This is a genomic window from Alloprevotella rava, assembly GCF_014195585.1.
GTDB classification, from domain to species: domain Bacteria; phylum Bacteroidota; class Bacteroidia; order Bacteroidales; family Bacteroidaceae; genus Alloprevotella; species Alloprevotella rava.
Genome location: NZ_JACICA010000004.1, coordinates 158,080 through 177,362 on the forward strand (window position 1 = coordinate 158,080; position 19,283 = coordinate 177,362).

A 19,283-nucleotide genomic window follows, 5' to 3' on the forward strand; every position below is an offset into this window, starting at 1 on the left:
CTCTATCTCACACAAACTTCTTCAGCATGAAATCCGCGGAGGAAATCTTCGATATGCATGCGCTTCTTACCAGCAAGTTGGATTTCTAAAAGATTTAAATAGCCATCTTTGAGGGCAACTTTCATAGATTTTTTGCCGTCCAAAAGGACTGTACCAACAGGAGCAGTGGGAGTGCAGAATTCTTTTTCGGTTTTGAAGATTTTTAGCATCTGTTCTTTTCCGTTAGCCACAAGAGTTGTCCAAGCTGCGGGATAGGGAGAGAGACCACGAATGAAATCATAGGTGCGCTTAACGCCGTACGCCCAATCAATTTGGCAAGTTTCTTTGAAGATTTTTGGAGCAGGGCGTAAAGGTTCTTCAGAGGCGAATTGCTCTTGAGGAATTGGGCGTACATTATCGGCGATGATATTGTCGACAGTTTCTAGCACGAGATCACCGCCCAGCATCATAAGTTTGTTGTGTACATTCTCTACATTGTCCGTATCAAGGATGGGAACTTTCACTTGCTGAATGATATTTCCTGTATCAATTTCCTGCTGAAGGAAGAAGGTGGTGATACCCGTTTCTGTGTCGCCATTGATAACAGCCCAGTTGATGGGGGCTGCTCCACGATATTGCGGAAGGAGAGAAGCGTGGAGGTTGAACGTTCCTAAGCGCGGCATCGCCCAAACCACTTCTGGTAGCATTCTGAATGCCACCACAATTTGCAAGTCGGCTTTTAGTGAACGAAGTTCTTCAATAAAGTCAGGATCTTTCAGTTTCACTGGTTGGAGCAGCTTTAGTCCGTGCTCTACGGCATATTTCTTAACAGCCGATTGCGAGAGTTGATCCTGATGACGCCCCATAGGTTTGTCGGGCATAGTGATAACTCCCACAACGTTATAGCCTCCTTCCACAAGGCGTCGTAAGCTCTCCACAGCGAAATCGGGAGTACCCATATATACGATTCTTAAATCTTCTTTTGTCATTATTATTCTTGTGAGAAATCTTTGATTAGCTGTCGGTAAGAGCTATAAACATGAGTTTTCGATACGAAACCAGCAAACGTGTGATTAGCTCGGAGAACGGGAAGGACTTCCGCGTCATTTTCTTGAAACTTATCCATAACGACTTGCATCGTATCGTCCACATTTAGAACAGCAACAGGTTGTTGCATGAGTTGTTCTGCTGTGTAGAGGCGATAAAGCTCGCTGCGGAAAATAAATTTTCGGATTTTGCGCAAGTTGATAATGCCCAATAGTGTACCTTTTCGATCTGTCACAGCAAAATCTTCCCCGCCCGTAGTTGAGATAGTTTGCACCATTTGCCCCAGTCGAGTATCAAGAGAAAACGTAGGACATTCTTTCTCTATAACAGATTCTAACGACATCAAAGTTAGGATACTTTGGTCTATATGATGTGTGAGCAAATCGCCCCTACGGGCAAGGCGAATGGCATAGATATTATGTTTCTCAAAAATGTTGATAGTGATGAAGGATACCGCACTCACAATGAGTAACGGAACAAACATATCGTAGCCACCTGTGAGCTCTGCAATAAGGAACACGCCCAGCAAAGGAGCATGAAACACGCCGCTCATGAGTCCCGCCATACCTAAAAGTGCATAGTTTTGGAATGGTACATATATGCCAAATAGATGAAACTCATTCCAAATGCTGGAGAAAACAAAGCCCACTAAACAGCCTAAGAAGAGGCTGGGAGCAAAAGTACCACCGCAGCCACCACCGCCATTTGTAGCTGTGGTGGCAAATACTTTCACGAGGATGATGAGTGATAGATAAAGTAATAATAGCTCCGGATGTCCATAAAATAGTGAGTTGTTCATCAATCTGTCCAGATCCGTTAGGCTCTTGGCATTGATGATGTGCCCAATCGTTTCATAGCCTTCGCCGTAAAGCAAAGGAAAGAAATAAATGAGGATGGCTAAGGTGAAACCTCCGAGTGCTACCTTATAGTATAGATTCTTGATGCGTCCAAACACTTGCTCGAAAGAACTCATGGCTCTAGTGAAATAGAGCGACAGCAAGCCACAAACGATTCCGAGCAATATCGAGGTTGGGATGCGCTCTACCACAAACGGAGCATTGAGATGGAAGTTGAACATCGCTTCCGTACCTGTTAGAATATAGGTGACGCAAGTTGCTGTCAAGGCAGCGATAAGAAGCGGAACAATGGAGGACATCGTCATGTCCAACATCAAGACTTCGAGCGTGAAAACTACGCCAGCAATAGGGGCTTTAAAAATTCCAGCGATAGCAGCTGATGCTCCACAGCCCACAAGGATCATCAAGGTGCGATGATCCAATTTGAAAGTGTTTCCCAGGGTTGAACCGATCGCTGCACCTGTTAGCACGATGGGCGACTCTGCTCCAACAGAACCACCGAAACCAATGGTGATACTTGAAGCTATGACACTCGACCAACAGTTGTGCTGCCTGATGTGTCCGCGCTGTCGACTGATGGCATAAAGTATTTTAGTGATGCCGTGCCCAATGCTATCTTTGACGACATATTTAATGAAAAGCGCCGTTAGCAGGATACCTATAATGGGATAGACAAGGTAGAGCCATTGCGCTCGTGTGGTGTCGAATTGATAGGTGAGTAGAAATTCTATTTCGCTGATAAGCCACTTGAGGAACTGCGCAGCCAAAGCCGCACCTATGCCAGCAAGGAATGCTAGCAGGAGCAGAAAATGGCGAGCACTGAGGTGCTGCTTTCTCCAAATGTTAAAGCGTTTGAGGATGATTTCCATAAATGGCTGCGCAAAAGATTATCTGCGAATGACTTCTACCAGACCACCTGCCCCCAATTTGATAATACTTGAGGCTGGCGGGTTACCTTTTTCGCCACGGCGACTGGTGCAAATGTAATCAACAGCTTCTAAAATTTCGTTAGGAATATCACGAAACTTGTGTGGGGAGGGCTCTCCACTGATATTAGCAGAAGTAGAAACAATGGCGCGTTTCATGCGAAAACAGAGCTGCTTGCTAAAAGGCTCATTGGTGATGCGAATGCCTACGCTACCATCTTCGGCTAGCAAATTAGCCGCAAGATTGCGCGCTCCGTCGTAAATAATCGTTGTGGGTTTAGTGCTTAGTTCTATGATGTCCCAAGCCACGTTAGGCACCTCACGAACATAGAATTGTACTTTTGCTTCGGAGTCGACAAGAGTGATGAGTGCTTTAGAATCAGTTCTGCGCTTAATTTCATATATCTTTTTGACAGCCTCCTCATTGGTGGCATCGCATCCCAATCCCCAAATGGTATCAGTGGGGTAGAGAATGATACCGCCGCGGTTCATTACTTCAACGGCTTGTCGAATATCTTCCTGCCATTCGCGGGGAAGAGGTTTGGGGCGTTCAGGAAGAACTCTCTCTTCTGATGTTTTTTTCTGAAATTTCTTGTTACTCATAGAAGTCATAAGTAGTTGCGCGAAATTACATTAAAAAAGCAATATAACAAAGTAGGATGATTATTTATTGCTCATAATCAAGGGCTTCTACAGCATGATAAAATGCGAGATAACAGTTGATGCAATCGGAGGCTTTTTGCAATTAGGTGTTAAGAATCTTCTTTTCTGTTATATCTCTCTCGTATAGGAGTTGAAAAGATCTTCAGATTTTTCAGAACGCTTCATTTCTCTATGTATTCTTCTTTTGAGTAAATTAGTGAGCAATGGATTATCCTCTATGGGAAGCTTTGGATGCTTTTTTAGAAATTTCTTGGGAGCGTGCAAGCGTAATAAAGCGAGTCGTGAATATCCTTATTGCGTTTTCAGATACAATAAGCCTATCAGCTGACATCCTTATTGCGTCAGCCGAGGCACTTATTGTAGCTACAGATAGGAACGGTGAAGCAGAGGATATGAATATACCCCTTCTCCCTATATGTTATTTTTTCGTTGTCACGTTGTCACACTTTGAACATAACCAATTGAGAATGTACACTTTATGAGCGTGACGACGCGTGACAACGGTGTGACAACAAAAAAAAGTTGTTGTCACGCGCATAAGTCCTTATCTATCAGCATCTTCTCTTCCCGCGTGACAACGTGACAACAAAAATCGAGTTTTTTCTATAGGAGGAGAGAGGGAGAATACTCCCTCAACGCTTTCAGTGCGACACCGCCGGTGTCGGAAGATAGTGCCGTTGTCTGTCCACGGGTTCACCCTCACTATCGTTCGGGCATCACCCGCGGTTAAGCATGGTGCGCTTCCGCAGGAGGCGTCAGTTACTCTGTGCTGCTATGACTATGGCTGTGGAAGCGGAGCAGTGATGGAGTATTGACAGAGCTATAGGTGGAGTTGGTCACGGACTGTGCATAGACTTTTTACGATGTGTGTGAGGAGGCGTAAGATAGACTTCCCTCGTGCTCACCCACTGTCCCCGGCGGGGACACACCATGCGTAACCGCGGGTGATGCCCGAAGGGTGAAACCCGTGGATGGGCAACGACACAAACCTCCGACGCAGGAAGCGTCGCACAGCACCCACGCTCATCCGTCCACTCCCCTCAACGATTTTTTTTGCATTATTAAATAAGTTTCCATACCTTTGCAAAAAGTACAGATTTAATAAAAGAAACTTGTCGCTTTGCTTTTAAAAGACTCGAAAGGTGTACAAGATATTAATCGAATGATTTGAGTTTACTATTAACAATAGCCCAACTTCCCGATACGGCACTCCTAAAAAGCAGAAAGACGCTAAGGAAATAAAGGGGAAGCAAAATTATGAGAAAACAATTACTCAAGAATTTATGTGCAGTATTCCTCACATGGTTCACGGCTTTATTCTTCCTTCCGCAGTCTGCCCAAGCACAGGACAAGGAGGCCTATGTAGTGAAAAGCAGCGATAAGACAACTCTCACCTTCTACTACGACACCCAGAAATCATCCCGTACTGGGAGCAATGTGTGGGGTATTAACGAGACAACGAAAAAAAATGGAGACATTATTCCTATTTGGGCTGGAACATCCCGGCAACCAGAAAAAGAGGTTACTAAAGTTTTTTTCGATGTGTCTTTTAAGGATTTTCGCCCTACCACAACTTCTAAATGGTTTCAGTGTTTCAGAAATCTAAAGGATATCAATGGATTAGATAATCTCAAAACAACTGAAACAACCACAATGTTTTCGATGTTTAATAGTTGCATAAACTTAAATTCCCTTGATCTTTTCAACTTCAACACGGAGAAGGTGAAAGACATGACTGAAATGTTTAAAGGCTGCTCAAGTTTAAGCGCCCTCAACCTCTCCAGTTTCAATACAGAGAAGGTGCAAGACATGAGAGAAATGTTTAAAGGCTGCTTAAGTTTAAGCACCCTCGACCTCTCCAGCTTCAAGACGGAGAATGTACAAGACATGACTGAAATGTTTAAAGACTGTCAGAGTTTGAAATCCATCAACCTCTCCAGCTTCAAGACGGAGAATGTACAAGACATGAGAGAAATGTTTTATGGCTGCTCAAGTTTAAGTTCCCTCGACCTCTCCAGCTTCAAGACAGAGAATGTGCAAAACATGCATAAAATGTTTATTTACTGTGTCAGTCTCATTGAACTCAACCTCTCCAGCTTCAAGACAGAAAATGTGCAAGACATGAGAGAAATGTTTAGAGACTGCCGGAGTTTGAAATCCCTCGACCTCTCCAGCTTCAAAACAGAGAAGGTGCAAGACATGTATGAAATGTTTAATGGCTGCAAGAGTTTAACCTCTCTCAACCTCTCCAACTTCGATACGAAGAATGTTCAAAAAATGGGAAAAATATTTTCTGGCTGCTCAAGTTTAAGCACCCTCGACCTCTCCAGCTTCAAGACAGAGAAGGTTAAGAGCATGTATCAAATGTTTAGGAGCTGCCAGAATTTAACTTCCCTTGATCTCTCCAACTTCAAGACGGAGAACGTGCAAAACATGAGTGAAATGTTTAATGGCTGCCAGAATTTAACTTCCCTCAATCTCTCCAACTTCAATACAGAGAATGTGCAAACAATGAACGGAATGTTTAATGGCTGCTCGAGTTTAAATTCTCTCAACCTTTCCAACTTCAATACGAAGAATACTAAACTCATGGAAGCAATGTTTAGAGGCTGCTCGAGTTTAAGTTCTCTCGACCTTTCCAACTTCAATACGGAGAATATGCAAGATATGAGAGAAATGTTTTATGAGTGCAATTCTCTAACAACCATCTATTGTAATAATACTTGGACATGCTCATACTCTGGTGAGATGTTCTATAATTGTACAAATCTCCAAGGAGCTGTACCCTACAATGCAAGTAAGATTGATGTCTCCATGGCGAATCCCGAAACAGGATATTTCACAAAGAAAGAAAGTACAGGAGTTACCACCGCTACCCTCGATGGCGATGCAAACATCCAGGCGATTTACTCTACTAACGGACGCAGACTCAACGAGCTACAGCGCGGGCTGAATATCGTCCGCATGAGCAACGGAACTACGCAGAAGATTCTGCGCAAATAGCCTTCTCTACAAAGAAATCCCTACGAACTTACATCGCAGGAAGTTCCTATTCGTAGGGAATCTTTTTATTTGTATGATAGTGTGTGATTTTATATTATGCTCGAATTCAAGAAGTGTTCTCTATTATAAACAAAACACGGGCGCAATGCAAAGACGCGTCCGTGTTTTGTCTATAAAAATGGAAGTTTTAGAACTCGCTTGTAAAGTGGAACTTAATGTGTTCGAAGTCTTGTTGCGCCATAGTGAGCATATAGCCTGAGTCAGCAAGGAATACATCGCGCCCTTCGCGATCTTTTGCCATATATTGGTATTTGCGTTGTTTGAACTTCTCAAGTTCTGCTTCATCATCGCTTTCTATCCAGCAAGCCTTGTAGAGCGAAATAGGTTCCCATCGACATTTTGCGTTATATTCGTTTTCCAAGCGATACTGAATAACCTCAAATTGAAGTTGTCCCACTGTTCCGATGATTTTTCGACCATTGAACTGGTTTACAAATAACTGTGCTACGCCCTCGTCCATCAATTGCTCAATGCCTCGATTGAGCTGCTTGGTCTTCATGGGGTCTGCATTCTCGATATACTTAAACATTTCTGGAGAGAAGCTGGGGAGGCCGCGGAAGTGGAGATCTTCACCTGCGGTTAGAGTGTCGCCAATCTTGAAAATGCCGTTATCGGGCAAACCTACAATGTCGCCTGGCCATGCTTCATCAATGGTGCTTTTGCGCTGTGCCATGAATTGAGTGGGGGAGGAGAAGCGTACCATTTTGCCTTGGCGCACATGGAAGTAAGGTGTGTTTCGTGTGAACTTGCCGCTACAAATTTTGCAAAATGCAATACAAGAGCGGTGGTTGGGGTCGATATTTGCCGTAATCTTGAAGATAAAGCCTGTAAACTTGGATTCTTCAGGTACTATCAGCCTCTCTTCTGCCTGTGTAGGGCGTGGACTGGGGGCTATCTCTACAAAGCAGTCAAGCAATTCTTTCACACCAAAATTGTTGAGAGCAGAGCCAAAGAAAACGGGGGCAACCTCTGCATCAAGATAGTTTGTACGGTTGAAATCATCGTAAACACCATCTACCATTTCGAGATCTTCGCGTAACTTTTCTGCATCAATTTTTCCAACCTGATTTTCGAGTTCGTCAGAATTGATGTCTACTTCTACCTTTTTAGTGATGTGCTGCTTGTCGGGTGTGAAGAGATTGAGCTTCTGTTCATAGATATTATAGACACCCTTGAACCTCTGTCCCTGATTGATAGGCCAAGAAAGTGGGCGTACTTTGATTTGCAACTCTTGTTCAAGTTCATCAAGGAGATCGAAAGGGTCGCGACCTTCACGATCCATCTTGTTGATATAGATGATTACTGGCGTCTTGCGCATACGGCAAACCGTCATCAGCTTACGCGTCTGATTTTCTACACCTTTTGCACTATCAACGACGATAATTGCACTATCAACGGCTGTGAGCGTGCGGAATGTATCTTCAGCAAAGTCTTGGTGTCCCGGCGTGTCGAGGATATTAACTTTGTAGCCTTCATAGTCGAACTCCATCACTGAAGTGGTTACGGAGATACCGCGTTGTTTCTCTATCTCCATCCAGTCCGATGTGGCAGACTTCTTAATCTTATTGTTCTTGACAGCGCCAGCCACTTGAATCTGGCCACCGAAGAGTAGAAGCTTTTCGGTTAGTGTCGTTTTACCCGCATCCGGGTGGGAAATAATGGCGAATGTTCGCCTGCGTTCAATTTCCTGATTCATTATTATATATATGGTGCGTTGTGTACTCTGTTATTTTTTTAGTTTATCAATACATATTTTGAGAGATTCCTCCCACCAGGGAATGTCTATGTCAAAAGTCTTTTTAATCTTAGTTTTATCTAAAACAGAATAATGTGGACGTTTTGCAGGCGTGGGATATTCTTCTGTGTGGAGAGGCTTTATACGGCAATCATTTATACCGGCTAAGCGATGTATTGTTTTTGTAAAGTCGTACCAAGAGCAGACTCCTTCGTTTGAGAAGTGATAAATGCCTGGGATGGGACTTTTTTTTATAATTTCTAAGATGACTTTTGCTAAATCGGCAGCATAAGTAGGTGTCCCAATTTGATCGAAGATGACGCCAAGTTCTTCTTTCTCTTTACCTAGGCGTATCATCGTTTTGACAAAGTTGTTACCAAAAATGGAGTAAAGCCATGCAGTGCGAATGATGACCGCACTTGGGCAAGCTGCCGTGACAGCTTGTTCTCCTTTTAGTTTGGTATGTCCATAAACACTGTTGGGGCAAGTTGGGACATTTTCTTTGTATGGAATTTGGTTGGTTCCATCAAAGACATAATCCGTGGAAATGTGGATGAGCGAACCTCCTGCTTCTTGAATAGCTTCAGCCAAAAAGCCTGGAGCCTTATGGTTTAGACGGTCACAAAGTTCCTCCTGACTTTCTGCTTTGTCAACAGCTGTAAAAGCAGCACAGTTGATGATAAAGTTGATGTTGTTTTTCCGAATAAACGTCCGAATATCTTCAGGCTTTGTAATGTCTAGTTCTTCAATATCGGTAAAAAAGAAATGCCAGCCTTTGTGGAGTGGTGCTTGAAGTTGAATTTCACTACCTAGCTGACCATTGCTTCCAGTAACTAATATGTTCATATCAGAAATCTATTGCTTCTTTTTGATTTTTTAGAAAATAGTCGGACAACTGTCCAAGTAGCGTCGATATATCTGTTACAGCTTTTTGAGTTTCTGCAGAAATTTCTTTGTGCTGAAGTCTCAGTAGCATTGTACCGTAAAGAATATCAAAACAAGTTTCTATTTCATTCTTTTCATTCTGCTCTCCTTTTGCTCTAACTTCTATCACATACGGTAGGACTCGATAATACATACTTTTATAGTACGGAAAATTTTCAGATTGCAATAGTTGAGCGTTTATCTCTATGAGTCCCTCCAGAGTGTTGCAGTTTATTTGAAGATGTCCTTTTCCCTGTTTTTCTTCACAAATCATCATTTCGCAAAGATTACTGTACCATTCTTCAACTTCTTTTACTTGTTCTGGGGGTAGAGTAAAGCGATTTAGGTATTCGCTCTTGATGCGATCAATATTACACTGGTAAGCACGAAGAATGTCTTCTACTTGCCACATATAAAGTAGATATTCCGCACGATTTGAAGAACGGAGCTTGTTGGCGATAATCATAATGGGGAATTTTAATAGAGCGACAGATGGAAAATGGTCATACAAGCGTAGCTGACAGCAACAACAACAACAATCCATCCAATTGTTTGATTGAGCCGTATAATACCGCGCACACCAAAACTCTTCTTGGCTTTTGTGATAACATAAGTTAGTCCATACCACCAAATCATAGCCCCTACCATAATACTTATGTAGCCCACACACATCATTAGAGGTTGGTCAGGGATGACAAACGTAAGCATATTGTAGAGTGCTATAAACAAGAAGATGATAAGAGGATTTGAGATGGTAAGTAGGAAGGCTGTAAGAAAATTATGGAAAAGCGTCCCTTTTCCCTTACTGCTTTGTGGTGGGCGAACAATTTTCTTGGGATCTGATCGGAGTGTCCAGATGCCAAAAAGTAATAACATTATTGAGCCTACAAGTTTTAGCCAAAAAAGATTGCGTTGGTCGTCAATGAAATCCATCATAAACGACATGCCAAAACCTGTCATGAGTGCATAAAAAATATCACTGACCGCTGCTCCTGCTCCAGTTACAATACCATAATTCCTTCCTTTTCGCATTGTTCGTTGGATGCAAAGAATACCTACTGGCCCCATAGGAGCAGAGGCGAAGATGCCAATAAGTAGCCCCTTCACCATTAACTGAAAAATACCTATGAAATCCGCAAAAATATCCATTGCGGGCGCAAAGTTAGTCCAATATAGTCAGATCACAAAATTTAATCATTGTATCTTAATATATTATGACTAACTCTTTAAGTGATGTGTGTTAAGTGATGTGTGGCTGATAGTGATTATCGAAAAAGGAGTGAGTCGCATTTTTTTTAAATTAGAACTTAAAAAAAGAGCAGAAAAATTTTGTGGATTATTTAAAAGTTGTACTTTTGCAAAGTAAATATTACATAACTCTTATTTGAACAAACCAAATACTACGATAATTATGGCAGAGGAATTTGAGAAACCATATGTGATCGGTCTTGATATGGGCGGGACGAATTCTGTTTTTGGCGTTGTTGATCAGCGTGGTACTATAAAAGCTCAAACAGTAATTAGTTCAAAAGCTTATCCTGATGTTAATGATTACGTTAATGCTGCGGTTGAAGCATTGCAGCCAGCGTTAGATCTTATTGGTGGTATTGAGTTTGTGAAAGGTATGGGAATTGGTGCCCCCAATGCGAATTTTTATACAGGAAACATTGAAGATGCTCCTAATTTAGCTTGGAAAGGCGTTATTCCTATTGCTTCTCTTTTTGAGGAGGCGTTGGGTGTTCCAGCGCGTGTAACAAATGACGCAAATGCAGCAGCTTTGGGTGAAATGACATATGGTGTAGCTCGTGGTATGAAGAACTTTATTATGATTACCCTTGGTACAGGAGTTGGCTCAGGTATTGTTGTCGATGGGAATGTCGTTTATGGTTCTGATGGCTTTGCGGGAGAATTAGGTCATGCAATTGTTGATCGTTCTGTTGAAGCTCGTGTGTGTGGTTGTGGACGTAATGGTTGTTTGGAAACTTACTGTTCTGCCACGGGTGTGGCTCGCACAGCACGTTTGATGCTGGAAAGCACAGACGAACCAAGTATGTTGCGGGATTTAAAACCTGAGGATATTACGAGCTTCGAAGTCTTCAAAGCTGCAGAAGCTGGCGAGAAAGTAGCAAAAGATATCTTTGATTTTACAGGCCGTATTTTAGGTCAAGCTTGTGCAAACTTTGCCTTGTTTAATGCTCCTGAAGCTTTTGTCTTCTTTGGAGGATTAACAAAAGCTGGTCACTGGCTCATGGATCCAATAGCAAAAGCTTATGAGGAGAATAGCTTGATGACCTATCGCGGTAAGGCTCGTCTGCTCGTTAGTTCCTTGAATGGATCTGAAGCTGCAGTTTTGGGTGCTTCCGCTCTTGGTTGGGAATAATTTCCCACTTTAGTTTTGGCTCTTTTAGAGTTGTTTTTTCATATAGTTTTTAGAATCTCATACATGCAGGCTTTGTTCTGTCCATGTGTGGGATTCTTTATTTTGGCTCAAATGGTATTTGGATTTTGAAGAAAAGTAGGAATAATAAGGGAATATTTTGTAGTGTCGAAGGAATATTGTACTTTTGCACCGCTTTTTAGCATAAATCAATTAACTAAATTATTAAATGTATGACAAATCAGTACGAGACCGTCTTCATCCTGACTCCCGTGTTGTCTGAACAGCAGATGACGGAGACGGTAGAAAAGTTCAAGGCACTGCTCACCGAGAAGGGTGCAGAACTCTTGAATGAAGAGAACTGGGGTATGAAGAAAATGGCTTATCCCATTCAAAAGAAATCCACTGGTTTCTACACTCTCCTCGAGTTCAAAGCAGAACCTGAGGTAATTGAGAGACTGGAAATTGCTTATCGTCGTGACGAGCGTGTTCTCCGTTATCTTACGGTGAAACTTGACAAGTATGCAGCTCAGTACGCAGAAAAGCGTCGTAACAAGTAAATTAAAGGAGGACTAAAGAATGGCACAAGCACAAAGTGAAATCCGTTATTTAAACGCCCCGTCAATCGACGTTAAGAAAAAGAAGTATTGCCGTTTCAAGAAAAGCGGTATTAAGTACATTGACTACAAGGATCCTGAGTTCCTCAAGAAGTTCTTGAACGAACAAGGTAAGATTCTGCCTCGCCGCATTACTGGAACTTCTCTGAAGTATCAGCGTCGTGTAGCTCAGGCAGTTAAGAGAGCTCGCCACTTGGCTCTGCTCCCCTTCGTAACAGATTTGATGAAATAATTTAAGGAGGAACAAGACTATGCAAGTAATTCTTAAGGAAAATATTATCGGCCTTGGTTACAAGGACGAGGTTGTGACTGTCAAAGATGGTTATGGCCGCAATTATCTTATTCCTACAGGTAAGGCTGTCATTGCAAGCAAATCTGCTTTGAAGGTACTTGAGGAAGAACTCAAGCAGCGTGCAAAGAAGATAGCTAAGATCAAGGCTGACGCTGAGGCTCAGGCTGCACAGTTGAACAACATTAAGCCTATTTCTATTGAGATGAAGGTAAGTGCTAATGGTTCAACTTATGGTTCCGTAAATGCTACTACTATTGCTGAGGAACTTGGTAAGCAAGGCTTTGAAATCGACCGTAAGATCATCGTTATGAAAGATGCTAAGACGGTTGGTGTTCACACAGCTGTTGTTAAGCTCCACAAGGATGTAGAAGTAGAAGTTAACTTCACAGTAGTTGCCGAAGGCGCTCAAGCTGCCCCTGCAGTTGAAGATGTCGCACCTGCAGCTGAAACTGTTGAGGCTACAGAAGCTCCTGCAGAAGCTTAATCTCAACCCCAAACAAATTTCCCAATACAATAGCCGTGCCCTCGGGTGCGGCTTTCTTTTTTAGGAAACTATCGGCTGAACTTTCGAATATAAGTCGATACCTATTCTTCAATAACTCTCAGATGAGATATTTCATACAGTTTTCATACGATGGGCGCAATTATCATGGCTGGCAGGTACAGCCTAATGCTCATTCTGTGCAGGCAGAAATCAATCATGCTTTATCCACCATATTACGGGAAGAAATCTTAACGACGGGGGCTGGTCGCACCGATGCTGGCGTATCAGCTAAAATGATGTGGGCACATTTTGATTGTGCTGGTGAGATAGATAGTGTACAGTTGTCTTATAAGCTCAATCGTTTTTTGCCAGAAGATATAGCAATTCAACGCATTGTTCTTGTTGCCGATAATGCTCATGCACGTTTTGATGCCACCGCGCGTACCTATCATTATTTTATTTATCAGCAGAAAAATCCTTTTTATCGAGATTTTGCAGCTCGATTTACTAGTCCGCTTGATTTTAAGTTAATGAATAAAGCTGCATCTCTGCTTCTCAATGTTGTTGATTTTACTAGTTTTAGTAAAGTTAATACGGATACTAAAACGAATAATTGCCGAGTTCAAAAAGCTTTATGGGAACAAGTGGGGGAAGATCTTTGGCGTTTTGAAATCACTGCTGATCGTTTCTTGCGAAATATGGTTCGTGCCATTGTTGGAACACTCATAGAAGTGGGACGTGGGCGTATGACGCTGAGTCAATTTGAAGAAGTAATTGCTCGTAAAGATCGTTGTGCAGCTGCTGATTCTGTGCCTGGAAATGCACTGTTTCTTGTTGATGTTCAATATCCTTATCTCTGATTGTAATGCTTTGGATTCTATTGGCATTTCTCTCCGCCGCATTGTTAGGATTTTATGATGTTTTCAAGAAGCTCTCTTTGCATAACAATGCTGTTATTCCTGTTTTGGTGATAAATACAGTGGTGTGCAACTGTCTGTTTTTTCCTTTTATTATAAGCTCTGCTGTGGGGTGGATCACTCCTGATGAATCTTTCTTCATTCCAGAGCTCGGAAGCCGTGCTCATTTTTATGTAATCCTAAAGGCGTTTGTTGTGCTTAGCAGTTGGACCTGTGGTTATTATGCCATTAAACATCTGTCTCTTACCATCGTAGGTCCTATAAATGCAACGCGGCCTATTATGACACTTGTTGGTGCTTTGCTTGTATTTGGAGAAAACCTCAACTTATGGCAATGGGCTGGTGTCTTACTAGCAATTCTATCCTTTTTCCTTCTTAGTAGGAGTGGTAAGAAAGAAGGTATAAATTTCAGCCATAATCGTTGGATTTTTCTTCTTGTTTTAGCAGCAATTCTGGGTGCTATTAGTGGGATGTATGATAAATATTTAATGAGCACGATACATCTTGACAAGCTCTTTGTGCAGGGATGGTATAATTTCTATCAGATGCTTCTTATGGGGCTGGTAATGGCCTTTCTCTGGCTACCTCAGCGAAAACGTACAACGCCGTTTCGTTGGCGTTGGTCTATTGTTTGCATCTCTCTCTTTCTTACTGCTGCAGATTTGGCCTACTTTTATGCACTTAGCTTGCCTGGTGCAATGATATCTATCGTTTCAATGGTTCGTCGTAGCAGTGTGTTAGTAAGCTTTCTTTTTGGTGCTTTTATTTTTCATGAAAAGAATTTACGAGCCAAAGCCTTTGATTTATTACTCGTTCTTCTTGGTATGATATGCTTATATATAGGCACGCGCTGATGGTGATAAAATGGAGTAGTTTGGAGTCCTTTTTTAGAATATCTTCTTAAAAGAATTTGTGTGGAGGATTTTCTTTCCAGCGACCACGTGTGAAGTCTGGAATTTCAACAGGACGACTTTCTTCCTGTGCGGAGATTTGTGAAAGCTCTGCAATGCAGGACCATTCGGCCGCATCATATACGTCTATATCTAGTGGGAGCCCATGGCGTAGGCAGTGGATGAGTCGGCTGTCCATTGCATAATTCATTTCGTTTGGAACACCTAAATTATGACCTTGAAACCATCGTAGAGAAGGATCACTCGTCTCATATATTTTTGCTTCTTCTAATGCATCATCACCTATGAGAACTTTTGTTTCATCAAATTGTAGGGTAGGAACAGGATACTTTTGAGAAAAGCCTTTTGTTCCGCAGATTGTTTGCAGACGATTGTAGGGGCGATGTGTGCATACATCGAGTTGTAAGACAATGCTTTTCCCTTTTACTGTCTTTAAAAGTGTTGTGTTTATTTGTCCTGGCTGTGAGGTTATGGATACAAGATAGTCCAGGCGGTCACCGCGATGTAGATTTAATAACCAGCCGATAGGGCCTAGGCCATGAGTAGGGTAGGGATTGCCACCATGTTGTTTGTATGTTTTCTCCATCCAATCATGCTCAGAAATATTTAAAGTATGGATATAAGCGCCCTCGCAGTGAGTGAGTTCTCCAAATCGACCTTCACGTTGCATTTCAAGGGTAGCTAAAGCAAAACGATCATAACAGCAGTTTTCTGTCATGAAGCAATGCCGCCCTGTTTGTTCAGAAGTATCCACTAGTTGCCAACATTCCTCTACAGTAGTAGCCGCAGGAACTTCTACAGCCACATCCTTGCCTTGTTGCATAGCATATACTGCCATTTGTGTATGCGAGTTCCAATCCGTACAAATGTAGATGAGATCAATGTCTTTAGCTTCGCACAATTTCTTCCAGGCTTCTTTTCCTGAGAATTTTTTAGCCTCCTTTCGCCCTTGTGCTCTGAGCTGATAGTTGGCCATAGTTAGTCGTTCCTCGTAGAGGTCGGCTACCGCGCAAATTTGAGCATGACGTATGAAGGCGTAGCGCTCAAGAGTTTTCATCCCACGCTGTCCTACTCCAATGAGTCCGATGCGAATAGAATCTAAAATCATGTGTTTGAAAAGCAAGTAGAGAAAAAGAAAGAGCGCATCGAAATTCGACACGCTCCTTATTATTTGTTTGTGCTAAGTAGTAACCGCGAATTACTTCTTAGAAGCACGACCGTAACGGCTCATGAACTTATCAACACGTCCTGCAGTGTCAACGAGCTTGCTCTTACCAGTATAGAAGGGGTGTGAGCTGCTGGAGATTTCCAACTTAACTACGGGATAAGTCTCGCCTTCGAACTCGATAGTGTCGTTCGTCTTTGCAGTAGAGCGAGAGAGAAACATATCGCCGTTACTCATGTCCTTGAAAACAACAGGACGATAGTTCTCGGGATGAATACCTTTTTTCATTTTGCTATAGCTATTTTATATTTTCAAATGTTGGTAACACTTGTGTAATGGTCGAATCGGCCACAAAATTACAACTTTCTCTTGGATTGGCAAATCTTACTAAAGAAAATTTGTATCTTCGCCTCGAAATGAGACAACTTATATTCATTTTCTCTTTGATTTGGGTTTGTGGGTTGCAGGCGCAGTCCATAGATAGCGTTTTTGTTTCTGTCCCCCAAAAGTATTTGCCTTTGCTTGAAGAAAACGAGCGGCTCAATCTTCTTGATTTATATAATTATAAGATGAAAGCTGAGACTGAAAACTCCTTTGGAGGGCGCACGCTGATGGTGGAAAAGGATAGCGACTATGTTGAGTTGCAACTCACAGAGGTAAGTTCATGGGAACTAAAGCGTTTGTATAATCTTGTTCCCGATGCGGAGGGCAATGGCTGGGAATTTGATCCTTTTTATGCTGTTACTCACACAATAACGGCTGGCTACAAGTCTAGTCGTATCTATTTTTTCGACACAGAATGGCGTCAGATTTACCCGCCTTTCCCTCTTGTTCGTCTTGACAATTTTTGGGTGGATAATAAAGAACTTTCAATAGGGCGTCTCGATGAGCTAAAAAGAATCCTACATACTCCAAGTGTGTATTTGCATTGGGATGCTAAAATGAGTGTGCTTACTTATACTGTTTCACTCGAAGCCTTTCCGCTTGATGATGCAAAAGATGCTGCAACCTGTTTGCGACCGATTCGGTATGAATGGACAGGTCAAAGTTTTGTTGAAATCCCATAAGTGTTTTGGCAACTCTGACGTGCAATTTTCACTTTTTATAGTTAATAGGTAATGCTGCTATGCATGATTTCTTTTTTGTATGCCCTAAATTAGGTGTCTCTAATTTTCTTATGCAAAAAAGAAAAAGTAAATTTGCAATGTTTAGAAAAGAAGATTGTAATTCATTTAATTAAATAACTTACTACTATGGCAGTTAGCTACAAAGATTTAGGCCTCGTCAACACCCGTGAGATGTTCAAGAGAGCCATCAATGGCGGTTACGCTATTCCTGCATTCAACTTCAATAATATGGAGCAGTTGCAGGCTATCATCACTGCATCCAGCAAACTCAAGAGCCCGGTAATCCTTCAGGTTTCCAAAGGTGCTCGTAACTACGCCAACCAGACTCTTCTGCGCTATATGGCACAGGGTGCTGTTGAATATGCAAAGGAACTTGGTTGCAACCATCCTGAAATAGCTCTTCACCTTGACCATGGTGATAGCTTCGAACTTTGCAAGAGTTGTGTAGATATGGGCTTCTCTAGCGTTATGATCGATGGTTCTTCTCTGCCTTACGAGGAGAATATTGCTCTGACGAAGAAGGTTGTAGAGTATGCACACCAGTTCGATGTAACAGTTGAAGGTGAGCTTGGCGTTTTAGCAGGTGTAGAAGACGAAGTTGTTGCTGAAGAAAGTCATTACACTCGTCCCGAAGAAGTTATCGACTTCACAAAGCGTACGGGCGTTGACTCTCTTGCTATCTCTATCGGTACTTCTCATGGTGCTTACAAGTTCAAGCCCGAACAGTGTACTCGCGATCCGAAGACAGGTGTTCTCGTTCCTCCTCCTTTGGCATTCGACATTCTTGATGACATTATGAAGGAACTTCCTGGTTTCCCCATCGTGCTTCACGGTTCTTCTTCTGTTCCTCAGGAGTATGTTGATATGATTAACTCTACTGGTGGTAAACTTCCTGATGCAGTTGGTATCCCAGAAGAACAGCTTCGCAAAGCTGCTAAGAGTGCTGTTTGCAAGATCAATATCGACTCTGACTCTCGTCTTGCTTTCACTGCTGCAGTTCGCAAGGTGTTTGCTGAGAAACCAGGAGAGTTCGACCCACGTAAGTACTGCGGTCCTGCACGCGACCTCATGATTGAGCTCTACGAGCACAAGATTAAAGAGGTTCTCGGTTCTGACAATAAACTTGCTCAGCTTGACTAATTTTAGCTGGCTTATTATATCACTTAAAACCTCGACTTCTACGAAAGAAGTCGAGGCTTTCTTCTTTTGCAATTACAAAGATAAGATCAAAGGAACTTACACATTTTTTTAGGACAGTATCGTTATTTGATGCTATAACAGCAAAATATACGCTAAAACCTACTGGAAAAAGAAAATATCATCGAAGTTCTACAATGTCAAAGGCAGAAGTCATGCTGATAATGATTCTTTTCCACACTTCCGGTTATCGCTGCTTTAAACATTTCTATCTTGAAAAAGTATGTAAGCATCTTCGCCATCTGTTTCCCAAAGTTGTTTCTTATAACCGCTTAGTAGAATTGGAAAGGGATGTAGCCGTACCCTTAACCTTGTTTATCAAGAAGGTCCTCTTGGGCAAATGCACGGGCATAAGCTTCGTTGACAGCACACCACTGCGTGTCTGCAAAAACCAAAGAATACATATTCACAAAGTTTTCAAAGGCATAGCCCAAAGAGGGAAATGTTCTATGGGTTGGTTCTTCGGTTTCAAATTGCATTTGATTTGTAATGAGAAAGGAGAGCTTCTCAACTTTATGATAACGCCGGGAGATGTTGATGACCGTAAACCTTTGGAGTATCAAGCTTTTGTAGAGTTTATACATGGTAAGCTGGTTGGTGACAAGGGGTACATCAGTAAGAACCTCTTTCAAAGGCTTTTCGTTGACGGAATACAACTTATTACCAAATTGAAAAGTAACATGAAAGGAGCTTTAATGAGCGTTTCAGACAGACTTTTACTCAGAAAAAGAGCCATTATAGAAACGGTGAATGATGAACTTAAGAACATTGCACAAGTGGAACACTCCAGGCATAGATGCTTTGACAATTTCATCGTCAACTTATTAGGGGCAATTGCTGCCTATTGTCTATTTCCAAATATTGCTGTCCGGTAAACTTCCAAACGACACAAGAAAGCTTCCCGAAGCCCTTTAGAATAGGACTTCGGGCTTTCTTTTTCAAAAAGCAAGCCCCCTAATCAAATAATGATGGTTCTAGTGGTGGGGATTTAGCTCTTTCAGC

19 protein-coding genes are annotated in these 19,283 nt (G+C 42.1%); 10 read left to right on the plus strand and 9 right to left on the minus strand.

Annotation, left to right across the window (positions count from 1 at the left end):
* Positions 1-2 precede the first annotated feature (2 nt).
* From fmt to FHS60_RS05475, 3 genes are read right to left on the minus strand one after another with little or no spacing between them, the layout of a single operon-like run.
* Positions 3-968, minus strand: a complete 966-nt coding sequence (fmt, locus tag FHS60_RS05465; protein WP_183696104.1) for a methionyl-tRNA formyltransferase — start codon at positions 966-968, stop codon at positions 3-5.
* 2 nt (positions 969-970) lie between these two features.
* Complete coding sequence (locus tag FHS60_RS05470; protein WP_183696107.1) at positions 971-2,752, minus strand: chloride channel protein; 1,782 nt, start codon at positions 2,750-2,752, stop codon at positions 971-973.
* A gap of 18 nt (positions 2,753-2,770) precedes the next feature.
* Entirely contained in the window at positions 2,771-3,412 is a 642-nt protein-coding gene (locus tag FHS60_RS05475) for an L-threonylcarbamoyladenylate synthase (protein ID WP_476726926.1), read from the minus strand.
* A 1,317-nt stretch (positions 3,413-4,729) separates the two neighbouring features.
* Here FHS60_RS05475 and FHS60_RS05480 point away from each other — a divergent pair.
* Positions 4,730-6,475: a BspA family leucine-rich repeat surface protein gene (locus FHS60_RS05480; RefSeq protein ID WP_183696113.1), complete on the plus strand. Its 1,746-nt coding sequence runs from the start codon at positions 4,730-4,732 to the stop codon at positions 6,473-6,475.
* 187 nt (positions 6,476-6,662) lie between these two features.
* Here FHS60_RS05480 and FHS60_RS05485 read toward each other — a convergent pair whose 3' ends face one another.
* The 4 genes from FHS60_RS05485 to FHS60_RS05500 are packed head-to-tail and all read right to left on the minus strand — an operon-like array spanning position 6,663 to position 10,343.
* Positions 6,663-8,231, minus strand: coding sequence for a peptide chain release factor 3 (locus FHS60_RS05485; RefSeq protein ID WP_009346792.1), 1,569 nt, complete (start codon positions 8,229-8,231; stop codon positions 6,663-6,665).
* A 30-nt stretch (positions 8,232-8,261) separates the two neighbouring features.
* Entirely contained in the window at positions 8,262-9,116 is an 855-nt protein-coding gene (gene rfbD, locus FHS60_RS05490) for a dTDP-4-dehydrorhamnose reductase (protein ID WP_183696116.1), read from the minus strand.
* A gap of 1 nt (position 9,117) precedes the next feature.
* Positions 9,118-9,660, minus strand: a complete 543-nt coding sequence (locus FHS60_RS05495; RefSeq protein ID WP_183696118.1) for a DUF4924 family protein — start codon at positions 9,658-9,660, stop codon at positions 9,118-9,120.
* An 11-nt stretch (positions 9,661-9,671) separates the two neighbouring features.
* Entirely contained in the window at positions 9,672-10,343 is a 672-nt protein-coding gene (locus FHS60_RS05500; protein ID WP_009346789.1) for a LysE family translocator, read from the minus strand.
* Between the two features lie 262 nt (positions 10,344-10,605).
* On the opposite strand from FHS60_RS05500, the gene FHS60_RS05505 reads away from it, so the two are divergent.
* The 6 genes from FHS60_RS05505 to FHS60_RS05530 all read left to right on the plus strand — a co-directional run bounded on the left by FHS60_RS05505 (position 10,606) and on the right by FHS60_RS05530 (position 14,735).
* Positions 10,606-11,574 carry an ROK family protein gene (locus tag FHS60_RS05505; protein WP_183696121.1) on the plus strand — a complete coding sequence of 323 codons (969 nt, stop codon included), beginning with the start codon at positions 10,606-10,608 and terminating at the stop codon, positions 11,572-11,574.
* A 230-nt stretch (positions 11,575-11,804) separates the two neighbouring features.
* Positions 11,805-12,131, plus strand: a complete 327-nt coding sequence (rpsF, locus tag FHS60_RS05510; protein WP_183696124.1) for a 30S ribosomal protein S6 — start codon at positions 11,805-11,807, stop codon at positions 12,129-12,131.
* Between the two features lie 19 nt (positions 12,132-12,150).
* A complete protein-coding gene (gene rpsR, locus FHS60_RS05515; RefSeq protein ID WP_009346786.1) occupies positions 12,151-12,420 on the plus strand; it encodes a 30S ribosomal protein S18 in 270 nt (89 codons plus the stop codon).
* 19 nt (positions 12,421-12,439) lie between these two features.
* On the plus strand, positions 12,440-12,964 hold the full coding sequence (gene rplI, locus FHS60_RS05520) for a 50S ribosomal protein L9 (RefSeq protein ID WP_183696127.1): 525 nt from the start codon (positions 12,440-12,442) through the stop codon (positions 12,962-12,964).
* A 122-nt stretch (positions 12,965-13,086) separates the two neighbouring features.
* Entirely contained in the window at positions 13,087-13,824 is a 738-nt protein-coding gene (truA, locus tag FHS60_RS05525) for a tRNA pseudouridine(38-40) synthase TruA (RefSeq protein ID WP_183696131.1), read from the plus strand.
* 5 nt (positions 13,825-13,829) lie between these two features.
* Positions 13,830-14,735, plus strand: coding sequence for a DMT family transporter (locus FHS60_RS05530; protein ID WP_183696135.1), 906 nt, complete (start codon positions 13,830-13,832; stop codon positions 14,733-14,735).
* Positions 14,736-14,781: 46 nt separating this feature from the next.
* Here the strand turns inward: FHS60_RS05530 and FHS60_RS05535 are convergent, their stop codons facing one another.
* Both FHS60_RS05535 and FHS60_RS05540 read right to left on the minus strand, forming a co-directional pair.
* Positions 14,782-15,900, minus strand: a complete 1,119-nt coding sequence (locus FHS60_RS05535) for a Gfo/Idh/MocA family protein (protein ID WP_183696139.1) — start codon at positions 15,898-15,900, stop codon at positions 14,782-14,784.
* Positions 15,901-15,990: 90 nt separating this feature from the next.
* Positions 15,991-16,245: a type B 50S ribosomal protein L31 gene (locus FHS60_RS05540; RefSeq protein ID WP_009346781.1), complete on the minus strand. Its 255-nt coding sequence runs from the start codon at positions 16,243-16,245 to the stop codon at positions 15,991-15,993.
* 128 nt (positions 16,246-16,373) lie between these two features.
* Here FHS60_RS05540 and FHS60_RS05545 point away from each other — a divergent pair, with 128 nt between their 5' ends.
* The 3 genes from FHS60_RS05545 (at position 16,374) to FHS60_RS05555 (ending at position 19,156) form a co-directional block, all read left to right on the plus strand.
* Positions 16,374-17,024 carry a DUF3256 family protein gene (locus FHS60_RS05545; protein WP_183696142.1) on the plus strand — a complete coding sequence of 217 codons (651 nt, stop codon included), beginning with the start codon at positions 16,374-16,376 and terminating at the stop codon, positions 17,022-17,024.
* A gap of 186 nt (positions 17,025-17,210) precedes the next feature.
* Positions 17,211-18,224, plus strand: a complete 1,014-nt coding sequence (locus FHS60_RS05550) for a class II fructose-bisphosphate aldolase (RefSeq protein ID WP_183696145.1) — start codon at positions 17,211-17,213, stop codon at positions 18,222-18,224.
* Positions 18,225-18,295: 71 nt separating this feature from the next.
* Positions 18,296-19,156: an IS982 family transposase gene (locus tag FHS60_RS05555; RefSeq protein ID WP_183696155.1), complete on the plus strand. Its 861-nt coding sequence runs from the start codon at positions 18,296-18,298 to the stop codon at positions 19,154-19,156.
* The last annotated feature ends 127 nt before the right edge of the window (positions 19,157-19,283 follow it).